General features: G+C 63.5%; 21 protein-coding genes. 10 read left to right on the forward strand and 11 right to left on the reverse strand.

Annotated features, from left to right (window positions below; genetic code table 11):
• Window positions 1-4: 4 nt before the first annotated feature.
• On the forward strand, window positions 5-991 hold the full coding sequence (locus AC1DOG_RS14270; RefSeq protein ID WP_477928974.1) for a Gfo/Idh/MocA family protein: 987 nt from the start codon (window positions 5-7) through the stop codon (window positions 989-991).
• Here the strand turns inward: AC1DOG_RS14270 and AC1DOG_RS14275 are convergent, their stop codons facing one another.
• Window positions 992-1,369 carry a GtrA family protein gene (locus tag AC1DOG_RS14275; protein ID WP_018899289.1) on the reverse strand — a complete coding sequence of 126 codons (378 nt, stop codon included), beginning with the start codon at window positions 1,367-1,369 and terminating at the stop codon, window positions 992-994. It lies immediately after the preceding gene.
• Window positions 1,366-2,379, reverse strand: coding sequence for a glycosyltransferase (locus AC1DOG_RS14280; protein WP_477928855.1), 1,014 nt, complete (start codon window positions 2,377-2,379; stop codon window positions 1,366-1,368). Before AC1DOG_RS14280 ends, AC1DOG_RS14275 begins: the two co-directional genes overlap by 4 nt.
• Before the next feature lie 176 nt (window positions 2,380-2,555).
• Between AC1DOG_RS14280 and AC1DOG_RS14285 the strand changes: the two genes are divergently transcribed.
• Window positions 2,556-4,397 (forward strand): hypothetical protein, encoded by a 1,842-nt coding sequence (locus AC1DOG_RS14285; protein ID WP_477928857.1) that lies wholly within the window; start codon window positions 2,556-2,558, stop codon window positions 4,395-4,397.
• 6 nt (window positions 4,398-4,403) lie between these two features.
• Here the strand turns inward: AC1DOG_RS14285 and AC1DOG_RS14290 are convergent, their stop codons facing one another.
• A complete protein-coding gene (locus tag AC1DOG_RS14290; RefSeq protein ID WP_477928859.1) occupies window positions 4,404-4,640 on the reverse strand; it encodes a hypothetical protein in 237 nt (78 codons plus the stop codon).
• Between the two features lie 99 nt (window positions 4,641-4,739).
• Window positions 4,740-5,003, reverse strand: coding sequence for a spike base protein, RCAP_Rcc01079 family (locus AC1DOG_RS14295; RefSeq protein WP_477928861.1), 264 nt, complete (start codon window positions 5,001-5,003; stop codon window positions 4,740-4,742).
• A 218-nt stretch (window positions 5,004-5,221) separates the two neighbouring features.
• Here AC1DOG_RS14295 and xseA point away from each other — a divergent pair, with 218 nt between their 5' ends.
• Together xseA and AC1DOG_RS14305 are read left to right on the forward strand one after the other, a co-directional pair.
• Window positions 5,222-6,826 (forward strand): exodeoxyribonuclease VII large subunit, encoded by a 1,605-nt coding sequence (gene xseA, locus AC1DOG_RS14300; RefSeq protein ID WP_477928863.1) that lies wholly within the window; start codon window positions 5,222-5,224, stop codon window positions 6,824-6,826.
• A gap of 188 nt (window positions 6,827-7,014) precedes the next feature.
• On the forward strand, window positions 7,015-7,368 hold the full coding sequence (locus tag AC1DOG_RS14305; RefSeq protein WP_477928865.1) for a hypothetical protein: 354 nt from the start codon (window positions 7,015-7,017) through the stop codon (window positions 7,366-7,368).
• Window positions 7,369-7,389: 21 nt separating this feature from the next.
• Here AC1DOG_RS14305 and AC1DOG_RS14310 read toward each other — a convergent pair whose 3' ends face one another.
• On the reverse strand, window positions 7,390-7,872 hold the full coding sequence (locus AC1DOG_RS14310) for a MarR family winged helix-turn-helix transcriptional regulator (RefSeq protein ID WP_477928867.1): 483 nt from the start codon (window positions 7,870-7,872) through the stop codon (window positions 7,390-7,392).
• A 97-nt stretch (window positions 7,873-7,969) separates the two neighbouring features.
• Between AC1DOG_RS14310 and AC1DOG_RS14315 the strand changes: the two genes are divergently transcribed.
• On the forward strand, window positions 7,970-8,890 hold the full coding sequence (locus AC1DOG_RS14315) for an EamA family transporter (protein ID WP_477928869.1): 921 nt from the start codon (window positions 7,970-7,972) through the stop codon (window positions 8,888-8,890).
• Here AC1DOG_RS14315 and AC1DOG_RS14320 read toward each other — a convergent pair.
• Entirely contained in the window at window positions 8,865-10,118 is a 1,254-nt protein-coding gene (locus AC1DOG_RS14320) for an aminopeptidase (protein WP_477928871.1), read from the reverse strand. The genes AC1DOG_RS14315 and AC1DOG_RS14320 overlap by 26 nt on opposite strands.
• A 150-nt stretch (window positions 10,119-10,268) precedes the next feature.
• Here AC1DOG_RS14320 and AC1DOG_RS14325 point away from each other — a divergent pair, with 150 nt between their 5' ends.
• Window positions 10,269-11,075 carry a hypothetical protein gene (locus AC1DOG_RS14325; RefSeq protein ID WP_477928873.1) on the forward strand — a complete coding sequence of 269 codons (807 nt, stop codon included), beginning with the start codon at window positions 10,269-10,271 and terminating at the stop codon, window positions 11,073-11,075.
• A gap of 13 nt (window positions 11,076-11,088) precedes the next feature.
• Here the strand turns inward: AC1DOG_RS14325 and ybaK are convergent, their stop codons facing one another.
• The 4 genes from ybaK to AC1DOG_RS14345 are packed head-to-tail and all read right to left on the reverse strand — an operon-like array spanning window position 11,089 to window position 13,700.
• Complete coding sequence (gene ybaK, locus AC1DOG_RS14330) at window positions 11,089-11,562, reverse strand: Cys-tRNA(Pro) deacylase (RefSeq protein ID WP_209188800.1); 474 nt, start codon at window positions 11,560-11,562, stop codon at window positions 11,089-11,091.
• A gap of 3 nt (window positions 11,563-11,565) precedes the next feature.
• Complete coding sequence (locus AC1DOG_RS14335) at window positions 11,566-11,916, reverse strand: ArsC family reductase (RefSeq protein WP_477928875.1); 351 nt, start codon at window positions 11,914-11,916, stop codon at window positions 11,566-11,568.
• A gap of 42 nt (window positions 11,917-11,958) precedes the next feature.
• Window positions 11,959-13,038, reverse strand: a complete 1,080-nt coding sequence (locus tag AC1DOG_RS14340) for a succinylglutamate desuccinylase/aspartoacylase family protein (protein ID WP_477928877.1) — start codon at window positions 13,036-13,038, stop codon at window positions 11,959-11,961.
• Window positions 13,039-13,082: 44 nt separating this feature from the next.
• Entirely contained in the window at window positions 13,083-13,700 is a 618-nt protein-coding gene (locus AC1DOG_RS14345; RefSeq protein WP_477928879.1) for a 2'-5' RNA ligase family protein, read from the reverse strand.
• Window positions 13,701-13,823: 123 nt separating this feature from the next.
• Here AC1DOG_RS14345 and AC1DOG_RS14350 point away from each other — a divergent pair, with 123 nt between their 5' ends.
• The 4 genes from AC1DOG_RS14350 (at window position 13,824) to AC1DOG_RS14365 (ending at window position 16,531) form a co-directional block, all read left to right on the forward strand.
• Complete coding sequence (locus tag AC1DOG_RS14350; RefSeq protein WP_477928881.1) at window positions 13,824-15,053, forward strand: glycosyltransferase; 1,230 nt, start codon at window positions 13,824-13,826, stop codon at window positions 15,051-15,053.
• Window positions 15,054-15,165: 112 nt separating this feature from the next.
• Window positions 15,166-15,726, forward strand: coding sequence for a methylated-DNA--[protein]-cysteine S-methyltransferase (locus AC1DOG_RS14355; RefSeq protein WP_477928883.1), 561 nt, complete (start codon window positions 15,166-15,168; stop codon window positions 15,724-15,726).
• 77 nt (window positions 15,727-15,803) lie between these two features.
• On the forward strand, window positions 15,804-16,103 hold the full coding sequence (locus AC1DOG_RS14360; RefSeq protein ID WP_477928885.1) for a hypothetical protein: 300 nt from the start codon (window positions 15,804-15,806) through the stop codon (window positions 16,101-16,103).
• Window positions 16,100-16,531 carry a PIN domain-containing protein gene (locus tag AC1DOG_RS14365; protein WP_477928887.1) on the forward strand — a complete coding sequence of 144 codons (432 nt, stop codon included), beginning with the start codon at window positions 16,100-16,102 and terminating at the stop codon, window positions 16,529-16,531. The genes AC1DOG_RS14360 and AC1DOG_RS14365 overlap by 4 nt, the downstream gene beginning before the upstream one ends.
• Before the next feature lie 96 nt (window positions 16,532-16,627).
• On the opposite strand, the gene guaA is transcribed toward AC1DOG_RS14365, so the two are convergent.
• Window positions 16,628-18,190: a glutamine-hydrolyzing GMP synthase gene (gene guaA / locus AC1DOG_RS14370; protein WP_113198764.1), complete on the reverse strand. Its 1,563-nt coding sequence runs from the start codon at window positions 18,188-18,190 to the stop codon at window positions 16,628-16,630.
• Window positions 18,191-18,204: the final 14 nt, after the last annotated feature.

Here is an 18,204-nt window from a genome sequence, read left to right on the forward strand (position 1 = left end):
GACCATGCTGCGCTTCGGTATCATGTCGACCGCCAAGATCGGCCGCGAGCTCGTGGTTCCGGCCATCCAGGACGCGGAAAACTGCGTCGTCACGGCAATCGCCAGCCGCGATTTGGCGAAGGCGAGAGAGATGGCAGACCGTTTCTCGGTGCCGCACGCCTTCGGCTCCTACGAGGAGATGCTGGCCTCCGACCTGATCGACGCCGTCTACATCCCGCTGCCGACGGCCCAGCATGTCGAATGGACGATCAAGGCGGCCGATGCCGGGAAGCATGTGCTTTGCGAAAAGCCGATCGCGCTGAAGGCCGACGAAATCGATAGCCTGATTGCCGCGCGCGACCGCAACAAGGTGCTGGTGACCGAGGCCTACATGGTCACCTACGCGCCGGTCTGGCTGAAGGTGCGTCAGCTGATCAAGGACGGCGCCATCGGCACGCTGCTGCATGTGCAGGGCGCCTTCACCTACTTCAACCGCGACCCCGGCAACATGCGCAACATCCCTGAACTCGGCGGCGGCGCGCTGCCCGATATCGGCGTCTACCCGACCATCACAACGCGCTTCGTCACCGGTGAGGAGCCGCGCCGCGTTCAGGCCGTCACCCGCCGCGATCCTGATTTCGGCACCGACATCTATTCCAGCGTCAAGGCGGATTTCGGCGGCTTCGAGCTCAGCTTCTACATCTCCACGCAGATGGCGAACCGCCAGGTCATGGTGTTCCACGGCAGCGAGGGCTTCATCGAGGTGAAGTCGCCCTTCAATGCCGATCGCTGGGGCGCCGAAGAGATAGAACTCAGCAACCGCAGCCACAACGAATCCACGGTGTTCCGCTTCCCCGACAGCCGCCAGTACAAGCGCGAGGCCGAAGCTTTCGCGCGTGCGGCAAACGGTGAGGCGCAGGAGATCGTGTCGCTGGAGAGCTCCAAGCTCAGCCAGGCATTCATCGACGCCATTTACAGGGCGAGCGAGAAGGACGGCTGGGAGACGGTGTGATTATTTCTCGCGAAAGACGAAGCGCGAGTAGCCGAAAAAGCTGAAGACAGTTGCCGCGGCGGTGGCAAATACCATCGCCGCCAGCGGCTGCAGGTCGGGCATGGAAAGAAGCAGCGCCGAGTAGAGCCCGTAATTGACCAGTGCGGCGGTGATCCCGACCGAGCCGTAGCGAAACCCTTCGGCGGCGAGAGAATCTCCCGAGCGTTCGAAGGTGAAGGTTCGGTTGAAGACGAATGTCGTCACCATGGCGAGCGCGATCGCGATCACCCGGGCGATGAAGGGCCCGATCGGCGTCGTGTGCAGCAAAAGCATGAGCACGCCGGCATCGACGATGAAGCCCAGCCCGCCGGCAATGCCGAAGCGCAGCAGTTTCTTCACGCCGCACCTGCTTGAGAGGGCTGCCGGCGAATGTCGATCTCCTCAAGCTCGGAGGCAAAGCCGTTGCCGAGAAGATGCGATGCCTCGAGCCGCATATATTCGATCCGCAGGTGCTCGGCGCGCGAGCGGGCGACCGAATCCAGGATCACGCCTGCGGTAAACATCATGAACGAGATCATCATCAGCGCCATCGACATGACCCAGGTCGGCATGCGGCTGACGAGGCCGGTCGCGAAATATTCCGCCAGAACCGGCGCCATGAAGCCGAGGCTCAGCGCCATGAACAGGCCGGTGATGATGCCGAAGAAGGCGAAGGGGCGCGTTTCCTTCATCAACATGGCGAACATCCAGAGAATCTTGGCGCCATCCTTGAAGGTCGACAGCTTCGAGTGCGAGCCCTCGGGCCGGCGGCCGTAATCGAGCTCCAGTTCGCTGACAGGAAGCTTCAGACGCGAGGCGTGCACGGACATCTCGGTCTCGATCTCGAAGCCGGCCGAGACCGCGGGGAAGCTCTTCACGAAGCGGCGCGAAAACACCCGGTAGCCGGAGAAGATATCGGTGAAATCCGGGCCGAAGATCGTGCGGTACAGGATGTTGAAGATGCGGTTGCCAAAGGCGTGGCCCTGGCGGCCGGCGTCGTCGTGCACGCCGCGACGTGTGCCGACAACCATGTCGGCGCGCTCGGAGAGCAGCGTGCGGATGAGCTCCTCGGCGTCCTCGGGCGCATAGGTGCCGTCGCCATCGGCCATGATGTAGATGTCGGCATCGATATCGGCAAACATGCGGCGCACCACATGGCCCTTGCCCTGGCGTCTTTCGCGCACGACATGGGCGCCCGCCAGCATGGCATGAAGCGCCGTGCCATCGGTGGAGTTGTTGTCGTAGACATGGATTGCCGCATCCGGCAGCGTCGCCTTGAAGCCGCGCACGACCGGGCCGATCGTCGCCGCCTCGTTGTAGCAGGGAAGCAAAACGGCAACGCTCAGATTGTCGACACGCGATCCGGTCATGATCACACCCATCAGGAGAAACTTGCGGCAAGTCTAAAGCAGGGCCGTTAACAAGTGCCTATGACAGCGTCGAAGATCATGCACACGCCGGAGAAGGTAAGACCGCGCCGCTACTTTACGCTTTCTTGATACGGGCATCGTAAAGTCGCGCCGCAATCAATGACGAGATCTGCTTCATGGCGACTGTTGCCCCGATGACTGGTGAACCAACATCCATGTCCCTCCGCGAAAAGCTGCAATTGCAGGCGACGCGCCTCTGGCCTTCTGTTTTCTTCTACAGCGTGCTGCTGATAATCGCGATCGTCGCGCTTCGCCTGCCGAATGCCAAGGACTATGTCGGTGCCGACAATGACGATGTCATGCGCCTCGTCGAGGTTCGCGATTTCCTGAACGGACAGGGCTGGTTCGATCTCATGCAGTATCGCATGGGGCTGGGCAATGGCACGCTGATGCACTGGTCGCGGGTGATCGACCTTCCGATCGCAACGCTGATCAAGTTCTTCTCGCTCTTCCTGCCTGAGCAGCGGGCCGAAGCCGCGGCATTGCTCGTCTGGCCGCTCTCGCTCGTCATTCCTAGCCTCTGGGGCATGGGGCTTGCCGGCCGGCGCGTCGGCGGCGTGTTTGGCATGCATATCGCGCTGGGGTTCACCGTCTTCCTGCTTCTTGCCAGCAACCGCTTCCTGCCCGGCTCCATCGATCATCACAATGTCCAGTTTGCCCTGGTGGCGATCATGACGGCCATGCTGCTCGATGAGGATCACAGGCCGCTGAGCTACGCGATCGCTGGCTTCTCAGCGGCACTGGCGATTGCGATCGGCGCCGAGACCACGCCCTTCGTCGCCGGCGTCTGCCTTGTCGTTTCGCTGGCCTGGGCCTGGGAGGGAAAGCCCTTCGCGCCCGCCGCCAAGGCCTTCGGCCTGACGCTCGCGCTGTCGATCAGCCTGTTCTTCTTCGGCACGGTGCCGCCGAGGCTTTATCCGGCCGTCACCTGCGACAACCTCTCTCTCGGCTATTACAGCCTGGCGACCATCGGCGGCGGTCTGCTCCTGTTTGCCGCCGCTTTTGCCAGCGGCCTCGGCCGCGGCTTGCGCTTCGTGGTCCTTGCGGGCGTGGGGGCCGGCGTGCTCGCCTCGGCGCTCATCATCGCCCCGCAATGCCTGCGCAATCCGCTTGCCGATCTCGACCCGATGCTGATCGACCTCTGGCTCAACAATGTCCAGGAAGCGCAGTCGATCTTCGGCGCAATGCATCAGGATCCCTATACGCTCGGCTTCTTCTACGCGACGGGATTGTTCGGCATCGCCGTCTGCGTCTTCCGGCTGTTCCACGCCGATCGTGTTCGTATCCATCTCATCCTGCTGTGCCTGCTCGGCATCAGCTTCGGGATCTCGCTTGTCCAGGTTCGCGGCTCGACCTTCGCCAATCAGCTCGCCGTCTTCCCGCTGGCGCTGCTGATCATCGACATGCGCCGCGTCTCCAATGCCGACAGCGAAAATGGCGCCGCCGCGCTGAGCTATATCCTGACCGTGCTTTTGAGTGTTGCCTCGGTCTGGGGGCTGGTCGGCGGCTTCATCGGCTCGCGTCTGGACAACACCCAGGCCGAATTGGCCGAGGCCAAGGAGAAGCTCACCTGCGCCTCGCCCGAGGTTGTCGCGCCGCTGGCGTCGATCCCGCCCGGCCTTGTCTCCGCACCCTCCGACATGGGCGTTCATATCCTGCGCTTCACGCAGAACCGTATCCTTTCCGCGCCCTACCACCGCAACCAGGGCGGCATGCTCACCGAGCTGCATATCGGTCTCGCGACACCCGCGGATGCGGAAGCCTTCATCCGCGGCACCGGCGTGACCACGCTCGCCTTCTGCCCCGATTTCGCGCAGACGCGCGAGATCGCCAAGATGAAGCCGGATGGTCTCTACGCACATCTGGAAAAGGGTAACGTGCCATCATACCTGCAGCCGCTGCCGAAGCAGGAGGGCTCGCCGGTGCAGTTCTTCCGCTACGTGCCGAGTGGTTCCTGAGGGATATCAGACGAGGCGCGCTCTCTTGCGGGCGCGCCCGATCAGGTGCAGCCCGACAAGGCAGGCGAGCAGGCTGATGTTGTAGAAGAGGATGGCGACGGCGAGATCGATGATCGAGGTCGGCCCGAAAAGCGCCGCACAGATATAGCTTCCGCAGATGAGCAAGCCCACGAGAACCATGGAAAAGATGTTGCGCATCGGCGCGGTTGCGATGCCAATTGCTGATGCGGTCAGAGCAATCATCAGGGTCTCCCGAATCACCTCACTATACGTCCGCTGGCTTTGACGAACAATTAACGCATCGGCAACATTCGCGGTTCCGTATGTATCGCCGTTCGACATTCAGACGAGACCGATGAGGCCGCTTGCCGTGGTGCCTGAGGCGCGCACGCGCGACACCCGAAGCGGCAAGAGCGCGCCATCGGCCACGCCCGCGAAGGTCAGCACCGCGCCCGACGCCATCTCCACCACAAGACTGCCGCCGATGCCGACATAAAGCGCACGCGTGGTTTCTGGCAGCGCCAGCGCGTCGTCGGGCGTGATCGGAAAGCCGCTGCTGGCCGGGCCTGTGAGGGAAGGCGTGTGGGATGCAAAGCGATCGGACATGGGAAGCTCCTTGGTTGCTTCCGCAATCATGGTGCCACCATGCAAAACGGGGAAAATCGCGCGCTGGCTTCAGACGTCGTTCTGTCTTGCCGATCTATCAAGCTATTGAAACAGCGCGCTTGTTTTCGCTGAGACGCAGCATCGAACAGCGCCGACGAACAAAAAACCTCCCCGCGCACGGGGCTGCCTTTGCAGGCTTCTTCAGCTAGAACAGCGCCATGAGCAGCTTCTTCGACAATGATTCGCCGAGCAATCTCACCGAATATTCGGTGTCGGAACTGTCGGGTTCGATCAAGCGAACCGTCGAGACGGCATTCGATCAGGTGCGCGTGCGCGGCGAGATCTCCGGCTATCGCGGCCCGYATTCGTCGGGACACGCCTATTTCTCGCTGAAGGACGATCGCGCCCGCATTGACGCCGTGGTCTGGAAGACGAGCTTTTCGCGCCTCAAAGTCCGCCCTGAAGAGGGGATGGAAGTGATCGCAACAGGCAAGATCACCACTTTCCCGGGCTCTTCCAAATATCAGATCGTCATCGAGACGCTGGAGCCGGCCGGCGCTGGCGCGCTGATGGCGCTGATAGAGGAGCGCAAACGCAAGCTTGGAGCCGAGGGTCTGTTCGATCCCGCCCGCAAGCGGCCGCTGCCCTTCATGCCCCGGGTGATCGGCGTGGTAACCTCGCCGACAGGTGCTGTCATCCGCGATATCCTCCACCGCATCTCCGATCGCTTCCCCGTGCATGTCGTCGTCTGGCCGGTGAAGGTGCAGGGCGAGGGCTCGGGCGAGGAGGTGGCGAACGCCATTCGCGGCTTCAACGCTTTCGAGCCCAATGGGCCGACACCGCGCCCCGACGTGCTGATCGTCGCGCGCGGTGGCGGCAGCCTCGAGGACCTCTGGAGCTTCAACGACGAGATCGTGGTGCGCGCCGCCGCCGAAAGCCGGATACCGTTGATCTCGGCCGTCGGCCACGAAACCGACTGGACGCTGATCGACTACGCCGCCGACGTCCGCGCCCCGACGCCGACGGGCGCCGCCGAAATGGCCGTGCCGGTCAAGGCGGAGCTTGAGGCGCAGCTCTCGGGTCTTGCCGCCCGGCTGCAGGGCAGCACGCTGCGGCAGATGGATCAGCGCCGGCAGCAGGTGCGGGCGCTGATGCGGGCACTGCCCTCGCTCGACCAGCTCCTGGCTTTGCCGCGCCGCCGTTTCGACGAGGCCGCATCGGGCCTTGGCCGTGGCCTCGAGCTCAACACGCTCAATAAGCGCCGCAGCTTCGAGCGCACGGCGGCGCATCTGCGCCCCGACATGCTGTCGAACCGGATCGCCGAGCGCCGCCAGATGCTGGCCGAGCGCATGACGCGGGCCGAGCGCACCGTGGAGCGGCTGATCGATCGCTCGAAATCGCGCATCGGCCGCGCCGACGCGGCACTCGCCTCGCTGCCATCGCGGCTGAAGAGCCAGACATCGCGGATGCGCGACCGCCTCGCCAACCTCTCGCGCAGCGCCGACACGGCGGTGCGCCACCAGCTGGTGCGCGCCCGCGGCGAGCTCTCGGCGCAGGAGCGCATGCTGCAATCGCTCTCCTACAAGAACGTCCTGAAGCGCGGCTATGCCGTCATTCGCGACGAGGATAACCGCCCGGTCTCCGAGGCGGCGATGTTGTCGGCGGGCTCTGGCATCTCGATCGAATTCTCCGATGGCCGCATCGGCGCGATCACCACAGAGGGCGGCGAGCCGCCGGCCGGCGCCAGAAAGCGCGGCAGCAAAACCTCGGAGTCGAAGACCGCTGATCCCGCGGCGCCGCCGAAGCAGGGCAGCCTGTTCTGATCCCGCGAGGCTTCTTTGGGGGCCGCGCGGGGCAATCATCAAATCGTGGCCGCGCGCCATCTCCGGGCGTTTAAAAATTGCCGCAAAGTGCTTATCTGGATGCTGAAGCGACCACCTTTCGGTGCGTCGCGCGTTTGACATGGCCCGCCCATCGCGGCCGCTCTGATATTTGAGACTGGAGAAATACCGTGAACAGAATGTTGCCCGCTCTTCTGATGGTCGGCGCCCTTGCCGGCGCGCTCTCCGGCGCTTTGCCTGCCGCGCCGGCGCTGGCGGGCCAGTCGAAAGTGTCCGAGTTCATTTTCGGCAAGGCTTACAACGATAGCGTAACCGCCATTCGCATCACCTCGCTGTCCCAGCGCGAGCAATCCCTGCCGCTCTCGCTGCGCCACCCCATGCCATCAGGCATCCGCGAGGCGCAGGCTACCGTCAGCGCCGACAGGCACCTGATGCAGGCGATCGCCGATCGCGGCATTGCGCTGAAGAATGTCATCCAGGTGCAGCGGGCGCTCAACGGCGGCCACGTGATCTACTACCGCTGATCACTAAGAGAGGGCGGCGTTTTATTCGAACGCCGCCAGGAACTTCCGGAGCAGCGCATCGAGCGCTGCCTTCTCATCCTGATCAAGCGTCCCCGTCAGCCGCTGCTGGTTGGCGACATGCGCGCCGACAGCTTCGTTGACGAGGCTCAGCCCCTTGCCGGTCAGCGCGATCAGGACGCTTCGCCGGTCATGCGGATTGACCACGCGCTCCACCAGGCCCGATTTCTCCAGCTGGTCGATGCGGTTCGTCATCGTGCCCGAGCTTACCATCGTCATCTCAAGCAGATCGCCCGGCGACATCTGGTAAGGCGCGCCGCAGCGGCGCAGCGTCGCCAGCACGTCGAAGGAAGACGACGACAGGCCGTGGCTCTGCAGCACCTGCTCCACCTCGCGCCCGAGATGCGTCGCCAGCCGCTTCATCCGCCCGAGCAGGCCCATCGCCTGGGTGTCGAGATCAGGCCGCTCGCGGGCCCATTGCTGCAATATCCTGTCGACGCGGTCCATCGGCTCACTCCATGCTGATTGAGCTCTATCGCAATATGTCTTGACGTCAAGATAAATCGGCGTAGGCTTATTTTATCTTGAGATAGAGATACTTGATATGAAGAAAAACACGACATACGCCGCTGATGTGTTGGCCACCGCGCTCGCTCCCGCCATCTGGGGCAGCACCTATTTCGTCACCACGTCCTATCTTCCGCACGGCTATCCGCTGACCGTTGCCATGCTCCGCGCCCTGCCGGCAGGGCTGTTGTTGCTCGCGGTCGTTCGCAGGCTGCCTCAGGGCATCTGGTGGTTTCGTGCCTTCGTGCTCGGCGCGCTGAACTTCTCTTTCTTCTGGGCAATGCTCTTCGTTTCGGCCTACCGGCTGCCCGGCGGCGTCGCCGCGACCGTCGGCGCCATCCAGCCGCTGATCGTCATCGTGCTCTCGCGCCTCGTGCTTGGCCGGCCGATCAAGGCGCTGGCGGTCGCAGCCGGCCTTGTCGGCATGGCGGGCGTGGGATTGCTGGTGCTGACGCCAGGCGCCGCACTGGATCCGATCGGGGTTCTCGCGGGTCTTGCCGGCGCCGTTTCCATGGCCTCCGGCACGGTGCTCACCCGCCGCTGGACGCCACCGGTATCAAGCCTCACCTTCACCGCCTGGCAGCTGACGGCGGGCGGCCTGCTGCTGGTGCCGGTGGCGCTGATCGCCGAGCCCGCTCTGCCGCCGCCGACGCTCGAAAACGTGCTCGGCATGGCCTGGCTCGGCCTGATCGGCGCGGCGCTGACATATATTCTGTGGTTTCGCGGTCTCGCCCGCACCGAGCCGTCTGCGGCATCCTCGCTGGGGTTCTTGAGCCCTGTCGTCGCCACTCTTCTCGGATGGCTGGCGCTCGGCCAGGTGCTGACGCCCGCCCAGCTTTGCGGTTTCGCAACGGTGCTGGCGAGCGTCTGGTTCAGTCAGCGGGTCTCGATGCCCGCCAAATTGGATGACAAATCGGTTGTCGAGCCGGCTGTTACGCCCACTCGCCCTGCCGCATGACGGGAACCTTCGAGCCATCGGCTCTGATGCCGTCGATATCGACCTTGTCGGAGCCGATCATCCAGTCGATATGGATCAGGCTGGAATTGCCGCCCTGCGCCTTGATCTGCTCCTGGCTGAGGCTGGCGCCATCAAGGAAGCACTTGGAATAGCACTGGCCGAGCGCGATGTGGCACGAGGCGTTTTCGTCGAACAGCGTGTTGTAAAACAGGATGCCACTGGCCGAGATCGGCGAGGAATGCGGCACCAGCGCCACTTCGCCAAGCCGGCGCGCGCCTTCGTCGGTATCGAGCACCTTGTTCAGCACCTCTTCACCGCGCGACGCCTTCGCCTCGACGATCCGGCCGCCTTCGAATTTCACGCGGATATTGTCGATCAGCGTGCCCTGGTGCGACAGCGGCTTGGTGCTCGACACGTAACCCTCGACGCGCAGCGCATGCGGCGTCGTGAACACTTCTTCGGTCGGGATATTCGGGTTGCAGGTAATGCCGTTCTTGGCAGTGGAGGCCCCGCCGTGCCACTCGTGGCCATCGGCAAGACCGACCGTCAGGTCCGTGCCCGGGCCGGTGAAATGCAGCGCCGAGAACCGCTCGCCGTTCAGCCAGCCGGAGCGCTTCGCGAGGTTGGCGTTATGCTCCGCCCAGGCCGCGATCGGGTCCTCGACGTCGACACGCGAAGCGGCGAAGATCGCCTTGGCGAGCTTGGCGACCGCGATCGGCTCGGGATCGTTGGGGAACACCAGCTTGGCCCAGGCCGGGTTCGGATAGGAGACGATGTTCCAGTTGATGTCGAAGTTGGAGATCTTCTCAAGCGCCGGCTTGTAGGCCGTCGACATCGCCCGGTTGGCGCGGCCGACCTTGGCGGGATCCTGCTCGGAGAGCATCATCGGATTGTCGCCGGCAACAGCAAGCCGCGCGGCCCCGTTCGCATAGGCCTTCGCCATGCCCTCGTAGAGCCAGCTGGACGCCCGGTCGAAGCTCGCATCATTGGCATATTGATAGCGCGCCAGCGTCGATTCCTCGTCGGAATAGAACGCGCTGACCAGGCCGGCACCAGCCATATAGGCGTGCTTGGTGATCTGCCGCACCAGCGGCAGCGCCACGACAGGCGCGGTGATCACGAGATCCTGGCCGCTCTGAAGCTGCAGCCCGACCTTGACGGCGACTTCGGCGAGCTTGTCGAGCTTGATGGGGTCTACGGCGTTATCGCCCTGCGGCATGTAGTTCATGATCGATCACCTTCTGAAACGACGGACAGCGCATCAGACTTAGACCCCTTTGCGGCGAAATTGAAGCTTGCGGCCCTTGCCAATTTCAACCGTGCATATTCAGATGTCCCACGGGGACATCGGGCGAGCGGGGAGCGGATGAGACAGCTGATGGGGATACTGGCCGCGGCGGGGCTCGCCCTGCCGGCAGCGGCAGTCGCTGGCGAGCTCGGCATGACCATGTTCGGCCACAAGGTCGAGATCGTGAAGCAGGATGACGAGCTTGCCTTGACGGTCGATGGCCGCAGGCTGCTGGCCAATGCCTATCTGATGATCGAGGAAATGGCGGTCGTCGGCAACGTCCCGGTCGCCATCGGCTCCTCGTCCAATGGCGGCAATGCCTGCCCGGGCGATCGTTTCGTGCTGTCCTTTTCACCGGGCGCCGTTCCGCGTCTCGACGGGCAGCCGGACGATTGCGTCGGGCTGGAAGTCGAAAACAAGGGCGATCATCTGCTGTTTTCCTCGCAGCCGATCCCCGGCCGCGCCGGCGTGCAGTGGTCCTGGACTGCGCCCGACGGCTTCAAGCCATTGGCCGACGTCGCCTTCAAACCCAATGCCGCAAAGGGCTGGGACACGCTGCGCGATCACAAGGCGGCGCATCCGGCGGAACTCTTCTCCAACGCGGCGGTGGCAAAGGAAATCTACGCTCTTCTGGGTGCCGACAAGGAACAGTATGAGCGCAGCATCACCGGCGTCGGCAGCGGCAGCTTCGATGGCAATGTTTTTACCGGCATGGCCTGCACGCCGCATATGTGCACGGAAGAGGAGGCGATCCTCGTTGCTGATATCGACAGCCGCGCCGTCTATCTGGCCTGGAAGCCTTTCAACAAGAAGATCATTGTTCGCCCGCCGGTCAAGCAGTGGCCGGACAAGGCGCGGTCGGCGCTGAAGGACTGGGCTGCCAAATGGAAGGGTTGAGGCCGGAACTCGCTCACGCCACCAGCGCAGCCGCCGTCGCCTTCAACACGTCAAGCGCATCCTTAGGCGCAAGCCGCACCTGCAATCCGCGCTGCCCGCCATTCATGTAGACGAGGGCTTCGCTCATTGCCGCTTCCTCGATCGCCGTCGGAACCAGCTTCTTCTGGCCGAAAGGGCTGATGCCGCCCACATGGTAGCCGGTCAGGCGCTCGGCATCCGCCGGCTTCATCATGTTGGCCGACTTGCCCTTGAAGGCGGCGGCGAGCTTCTTCATGCTGACCTCGCGGTCGGATGGGACGACGACACAGACAGGCTTGCCGTCCACCTCGGCCATGAGCGTCTTCAACACGCGGTGCGGCTCCTCGCCGATGGCTTCGGCCGCCTGCAGCCCGATGCGCTCGGCGTTCGGATCATACTCATAGGTGTGGACGGTGAAGGCGATTTTCGCCTTCTCCAGAACCTGTGTTGCCCGCGTCGTCTTCGACATCGATCAGCCCTCGAAGAACCCGCCATAGATCTCCGGCTTGAAGCCTATCAGAAGCTTGCCGTCGGCCTCGACAACCGGCCGCTTGATCATCGACGGCTGCTCCAGCATCAGCGCGATCGCCTTCTCGCGGTCGAGATTTTCGCGGGCGTCCTCCGGCAGCTTGCGGAAGGTCGTGCCGGCGCGGTTGAGCACCGTTTCCCAGCCCGCCTCCTGCGTCCACGTCTCCAGATGCGCCCTGTCGATGCCCGATGCCTTGTAGTCGTGGAAATCATAGGCGACGTCGTGCTCTTCCAGCCAGGTGCGGGCCTTCTTCATCGTGTCGCAGTTCTTGATGCCATAGATGGTGACGGTCATTCGGTTCTTCCCAATCGGTTCCCAGCCCCAATGCCAGGGCGCTCAGTTTTCCAGCGCGCCCGGCTTGCGCACAACCTTGCTGGCCGCTCCGCAGGCAATCTTCATCAGGTCGGCGCGGCGGCGCACCAGGCGCGACGAGGTGCGGGTGACGATCAGACCCGCTTGCGGCGCACGCACTTCGATCGCGCCATCGGCCATGCCCGGGCGGGTGAGGATGGTCGCCAGCAGATCGCCTTCCTTGATCTCCTCGCCGATGTTGCGATGGAAGAGCACGGTGCCGGCCTCAGGCGCGCGGATCATCTCGATATTGTCGAGCGGCACTGCAGGGCCGGTAAACGGCGCAAGCGTAACCGGATGGGCGATGGCGCCGCGCGCGGCGAGGAAGTTGAACAGCCCCTCGGCATCCTTCTTCGCCATTTCGGGGTAGACGTCGCGCATGCCGCGAAGCTCGACGGTGACCGAGAGTTTACCCGGCAGCCGCGTCTTCTTCTCCGAAGTCTCGTGTTTCCAGGCATAGCCGATCGCCTCTTCGAAGGCCGAGCTTTCGCCATCCGACAGGAGCACCGCCTCCATGTCGAGGGCCGAGGCGAGATCAGTCGCCTCCGGCCAGAAGGCCTCGTCGATATAGGCATATTGCAGCGATTCATCGTCGCAATGCAGGTCGATCACCAGGTCCGCTTCGAGCGCCATATGCATCAGCTGGCGCTTCAACCGGTCGACGGCATTGTAGCGGTCGAGCTCGGCCACCAGCCCGTTGTGATCACGAACCGAGATCAGCGGGAACTCGCGGTTGAAATTGGTGCGCGTCCCAAGATCGAACCGGCCCTGCAGCTCGCCGAAATGCGATTGCGCCGCACCGATTGGATTGGCGTGCGGGATGATCGTGATGTCGCTGCGGATCTCGCCGGCGCTTTCGGCAGCGCGCAGCTTCTCGCAGAGGAAATGCACCAGCGCCGTTCCCGGCAGCTCGTTGGCATGCAGCGCCGCCTGGATATAGACCTTCGGCGCCTTCGGGTCGCTGCCCTTGAAGCGCAGCACCGGCAGCCGCCACTCCATCCCCGCCGTATCGCCTGAAATGATGATCTCGGACCTATCCATCTTTGTCTCCGCTGCTGCTGTCATTGCTGCAGCAGCTTTAAGCGTGTTCCCATGTGTGAGGCAAGCCGTCAGCCGCGTTCACTGAGCGGCCAGCTTTCCACATGCTCGTAAGTCGGCTCACCCGGCCGTTTGTGCAGGAGCACGAACTCCCGCGCGGGCATGACAACCGGCGCGGCAAGCACAGTCTTAGCCACCGTCTCGTCGGCGTAAAACAGCGTCGCATGCGGCTGGAAATCGGCTTTCACATGCGGCTCGCAGCCGATCGCATGCATCTCGATACCGATCTGGACATGCAGCTGTCGCAACAGTTCCCGACCGCCATTGCCCGAGAGTACAATGGCGTTGCGCGACCCGGTTCTGAACGACGCGACATGATCGAAGCTGAGATCGAACCGGCAGGCATCGACCGCCGACGCTGCCTGGCAAGCCGCGAAGATCATCTCGTCCTTTATCTTCTCGGCGCTCGCAACGCCATAGAGCGAAACGTGTAGCCGCTCAGGCGCCATGGGCGAGAGCAGCCCGTCATGCTCTCTCTGCAGGCGCGCCTGTATCTCCAGGCAGGCCTGTCGCGCTTCGGGATCCGGCAGGATCGCGAAAAACAGGGTTTCTTTGCCAAATCTTGACGATTTCGGGTGCATCGTGCGGCTTGCGAAATCGAAGGACGATTGCGTGTTCTGTTCGTGCATGACCAACCACCGGAGCATCCGCCCCGCCTCTGTCTATCCAGGGAACGCAGGGATGGTAGCAGGTGAATTGAGGAAATCAAGAACAAAAGAAGAACATTCGATATCGATGCCGGGAGACTGTACATGCGTATCCTGATGGCCTGCGCGGCCTTTCCGCCCTTTATCGATGGCGGCGGCCCGATTTCGGCGATGATGGTCGCCAAGCTCCTGATCGCGGCTGGTCACGACCTCGAAGTCGTCAACGTCTCGGGCGAGGACAGGCACGAGGTCTATGACGGCGTGCCCGTGCACCGCCTGAAGACGCTGAACATCGACTGGAATTACCGGCTTCCCCGGCCGGGCTGGAAGAAGCTGATCTGGCATGCGCTGGAGAATTTCAATCCGCGCGCTTATCTCGTCATGCGCCGCGAAATCCGCCGTTTCAAGCCGGATATCGTGCTGACCGACAGCATCGAAAATATCAACGTCGCAACCTGGGCGGCCGCCAAGCGTTCAGGCGTGCCGGTCTGCCATATCCTGCGCAGCGCCTTTTTGCTTTGCTGGAAGGCCAGCATGCGGCGCGGCGACGACAATTGCGTGCGCGCCTGTTCCTCCTGCCAGGTTTCGTCCTACGGCAAGAAATTCTTCTCGCGCTATGTCGATGCCGTGGTCGGCGAGACCGATTTCATCATCGGCCGCCACACCGAGCATGATTATTTCCCCAACGCCAGCACTTACCGCGTGCCCGGCGCCGTCCCGCCGATTGCCGGTAGCGAGCCGCGCAAACCGCCGGAAGGACCGATGCGCTTCGGCTTCATCGGCGTGCATGATCCGGTGAAGGGCCTCGACACGCTCGCCCGCGCAGCCCATAGGCTGGTCAACGACCAGAACGTCCGCTTCGTCATCGCCGGCAGCGCCAAGAGCGATTATTCGAAGTCGCTGCCGCAGAAGTTTCCCCGCGAGAATACGAAGTTCCTTGGCTGGACCAAGCCCGAGGATTTCTTCCCTCAGATCGACGTGCTCGTGGTCCCCTCGCTCTTCCGCGAGCCCTTCGGCCGCGTGGTGATCGAAGCCTTCGCGCAAGGCGTGCCCGTCATCGGCGCCCGCTCCGGCGGCATTCCCGAGTCCATCGATCCCGGCAAGGACGGCTATCTCTTCGACCCCGGCGACGACAAGGCGCTGGCCGCCGAGATCGCATCCATGGCGGCGAAACCAGAGGCTATTCCCGCGCTGTCGCGCGCAGCCCTTGAGGCCGCACGCCGCTACGAGCCGCAAAAGATCGCCGCCGGCTTCGACGCCGTCTTCGCCAAGCTGCGCCCGGATCTCGCAAAGCCTGCGCAGGACGAAGCCGAGCCCCGCCAGGCGCGCGGCTGACCGCAAATTCGCGGCGCGCAAGAAACGGGTTGAATTCGTAGCCGGCAGGTACGATTTTCGGGTGAGGCCGATCATGTCGGTCGACAGGCTTCACTATCGGGAGGCGAGACCCATGGCCCAACAAGCACAGCACTACGCCATCTTCGAAACCGCAGGCGGTTTCTGCGGCATCGCATGGAACGCCATCGGCATCACCCGCTTTCAGTTGCCGACATCAAGCGCTGATGGAACCGAACGCCTGCTGCTGCGCCGCGTCCCCGATGCCGAACCGGCAGCCCCGACGCCTGACATTGTGGAAGCCATCGCCGCCGTAAAACGCTATTTTGCCGGCGAGCAGATCGACTTCTCCGATCTCGCGCTCGATCTCGCAGGCCAGGACGATTTCTTCCGCGACATCTACGCCGCCGCCCGCCGCCTGCGCTGGGGGGAAACGACCACATACGGCGCGCTCGCCAAACAACTCGGCCACGGCCCCGAAGCCGCCCGCGACGTCGGCCAGGCCATGGCGAAGAACCCGGTGGCGCTGATCATCCCCTGCCACCGCGTTCTCGCCGCCGGCAACAAGATCGGCGGCTTCTCTGCCCCCGGCGGCTCCGTGTCGAAGGCGCGCATGCTGGAGCTGGAGGGCGTGAAGCTCGCGCCGCCGAAGCCGGTGCAGCAGTCGTTGTTTTGAGGTCAGCCTAAATATCGACCGCTCTTGAGGATTTGCGCGTTCCTGGCTATATTACTGGAGATATCAGGAAGCCGCTCATGAGCAGTTCGCAGAAACGAGCCATCCAGAATTACCGCTCGCGCCTCAGCGAGCGTGGCTTGTCGCGCTTCGAGGTGCTCGGGCGCGACGAAGATCGCGATCTGATCCGCTCGCTTGCCCGTCGTCTTGCCGACGATACGCCAGAGGCTTCGGAGCTGCGCGCGACCGTCAGCCGATCCATATCGGGTGAGCCGCCGGCAAAAGGCGGCATATTGGCTGCGCTGAGACGCTCGCCCCTGGTGGGTGCCGATCTCGATCTTGATCGCCCCCGAGAAGAAGGGCGAGAGGTCGATATTTGACCCGTTTCCTGCTCGACACCAACATCATCAGCAACATCACCAAGCCGATGCCATCGCAGGCCCTGCTGGAGTGGATGTCGATGCAAGTGGATGACGATCTCTTCATCGCATCGCTGACGATCGCCGAGATTCGCAAGGGCGTCCTGGAAAAGCCGGCGGGAAAGAAACGCGACCAATTGGAAGCATGGTTCGCGGGGCCGGAAGGGCCTCTGTCCCTCTTCTCCGGCCGCATTCTACCCTTCGATGAGGCGGCCAGCCTAGTCTGGGGACGCCTGATGGCCGAGGGTAAGGCGAGGGGGCGGCCGCGCAGCGCTCTCGACATGATTGTCGCCGCCATCGCCGAGGCCAACGGCTGCATCGTCGTCACCGACAACGAGCGCGACTTCGACGGGATCGACTACATCAACCCGATGCGCGGCACCGTCTGACACCAACACACCAACAAAAATGCCGCCAGACGCATCACGCCGGCGGCATCATTGTCAGCATGAGGCAATTAGCCCCCTGTCTTCAAGCGTGAAGCATCACTCCCACTCGATCGTGCCCGGCGGCTTGCTGGTCACGTCGTACACCACGCGGTTGATCCCGCGCACTTCGTTGATGATGCGGGTGGCGGCGCGGCCGAGGAATTCCATGTCGTAGTGGTAGAAATCCGCCGTCATGCCGTCGACGGAGGTCACGGCGCGCAGCGCGCAGACGAATTCGTAGGTGCGGCCGTCGCCCATGACGCCGACGGTCTGGACCGGGAGCAGCACGGCAAACGCCTGCCAGATCGCGTCGTAGAGACCGGCCTTGCGGATTTCGTCGAGATAGATGGCGTCTGCTTCGCGCAGGATCTCCAGCTTTTCGCGGGTGATGCCGCCGGGGCAGCGGATCGCGAGGCCGGGGCCGGGGAAGGGGTGGCGGCCGATGAAGCTATCGGGCAGGCCGAGCTCCTTGCCGAGCACGCGCACTTCGTCCTTGAAGAGCTCGCGCAGCGGCTCGACGAGCTGCATGTTCATGCGCTCGGGCAGGCCGCCGACATTGTGGTGCGACTTGATCGTCACCGACGGGCCGCCGGTGAAGGAAACGCTTTCGATCACGTCGGGATAGAGCGTGCCCTGGCCGAGGAAATCGGCGCCGCCGAGCTTCTTGGCCTCTTCCTCGAAGGTCTCGATGAACAGGCGGCCGATGATCTTGCGCTTGGTTTCGGGGTCGGAAACGCCTTCGAGCTCGCCGATGAACTTGTCGGCTGCATCGACGTGGATCAGGTGCAGATTGTAGTGTTCGCGGAACATGGCGACGACATTGGCCGCCTCGTCCTTGCGCATTAGGCCGTGGTCGACGAGCACGCAGGTGAGCTTGTCGCCGATCGCTTCGTGGATCAGCAAAGCCGCAACCGAGCTGTCGACGCCGCCGGAGAGAGCGCAAAGCACGCGCTTGTCGCCGACCTGCTTGCGGATATCTTCGACCGCCTTCTGTCGGTAGGCAGACATCGACCAGTCGCCCTTGATGCCGGCGATGTTGTGAATGAAGTTGCCGATCAGCTTGGCGCCATCGGGCGTGTGCACCACTTCGGGGTGGAACTGCACGCCGTAATATTTGCGCTTCTCGTCGGCGATGAAGGCGTAGGGCGCGTTCGGCGAGGTCGCGACGACCTTGAAGCCTTCGGGAAGGGCCGTGACGCGGTCGCCGTGGCTCATCCAGACCTGGTGGCGCGAGCCCTTCGACCAGAGGCCTTCGAACAGTTCGCTGTCTTCGTCGACTTCGAGGAAGGCGCGGCCAAATTCGCGATGATGGCCGCTCTCGACCTTGCCGCCGAGTTGCATGCACATCGTCTGCTGGCCGTAGCAGATGCCGAAAACGGGAAGGCCGCTGTCGAAGATGATCTGGGGCGCGCGGGGCGAACCCTCATCGACCGTCGAGGCCGGGCTGCCGGACAGGATCACGGCTTTCGGCTTCAGGCTCTTGAAGCCTTCTTCGGCGGACTGGAAGGGGACGATCTCGCAGTAGACGCCCGCTTCGCGCACGCGGCGCGCGATCAGCTGGGTTACCTGGCTGCCGAAATCGACGATGAGAACGCTGTCGGGATGTGCTGTCTGGGTCATGGCGAGCCTTTAAT

The sequence above is a fragment of the Rhizobium sp. 01N48 genome, assembly GCF_056399145.1.

Coding starts and splice junctions, on each gene's coding strand:
- AC1DOG_RS14270 (WP_477928974.1), top strand. CDS start 5: ATGCTGCGCTTCGGTATCATGTCGACCGCCAAGATCGGCCGCGAGCTC.
- AC1DOG_RS14280 (WP_477928855.1), bottom strand. CDS start 2,379: ATGACCGGATCGCGTGTCGACAATCTGAGCGTTGCCGTTTTGCTTCCC.
- AC1DOG_RS14285 (WP_477928857.1), top strand. CDS start 2,556: ATGGCGACTGTTGCCCCGATGACTGGTGAACCAACATCCATGTCCCTC.
- AC1DOG_RS14290 (WP_477928859.1), bottom strand. CDS start 4,640: ATGATTGCTCTGACCGCATCAGCAATTGGCATCGCAACCGCGCCGATG.
- AC1DOG_RS14295 (WP_477928861.1), bottom strand. CDS start 5,003: ATGTCCGATCGCTTTGCATCCCACACGCCTTCCCTCACAGGCCCGGCC.
- AC1DOG_RS14310 (WP_477928867.1), bottom strand. CDS start 7,872: ATGGACCGCGTCGACAGGATATTGCAGCAATGGGCCCGCGAGCGGCCT.
- AC1DOG_RS14315 (WP_477928869.1), top strand. CDS start 7,970: ATGAAGAAAAACACGACATACGCCGCTGATGTGTTGGCCACCGCGCTC.
- AC1DOG_RS14320 (WP_477928871.1), bottom strand. CDS start 10,118: ATGAACTACATGCCGCAGGGCGATAACGCCGTAGACCCCATCAAGCTC.
- AC1DOG_RS14325 (WP_477928873.1), top strand. CDS start 10,269: ATGGGGATACTGGCCGCGGCGGGGCTCGCCCTGCCGGCAGCGGCAGTC.
- ybaK (WP_209188800.1), bottom strand. CDS start 11,562: ATGTCGAAGACGACGCGGGCAACACAGGTTCTGGAGAAGGCGAAAATC.
- AC1DOG_RS14335 (WP_477928875.1), bottom strand. CDS start 11,916: ATGACCGTCACCATCTATGGCATCAAGAACTGCGACACGATGAAGAAG.
- AC1DOG_RS14340 (WP_477928877.1), bottom strand. CDS start 13,038: ATGACAGCAGCAGCGGAGACAAAGATGGATAGGTCCGAGATCATCATT.
- AC1DOG_RS14345 (WP_477928879.1), bottom strand. CDS start 13,700: ATGCACGAACAGAACACGCAATCGTCCTTCGATTTCGCAAGCCGCACG.
- AC1DOG_RS14350 (WP_477928881.1), top strand. CDS start 13,824: ATGCGTATCCTGATGGCCTGCGCGGCCTTTCCGCCCTTTATCGATGGC.
- AC1DOG_RS14355 (WP_477928883.1), top strand. CDS start 15,166: ATGGCCCAACAAGCACAGCACTACGCCATCTTCGAAACCGCAGGCGGT.
- AC1DOG_RS14360 (WP_477928885.1), top strand. CDS start 15,804: ATGAGCAGTTCGCAGAAACGAGCCATCCAGAATTACCGCTCGCGCCTC.
- guaA (WP_113198764.1), bottom strand. CDS start 18,190: ATGACCCAGACAGCACATCCCGACAGCGTTCTCATCGTCGATTTCGGC.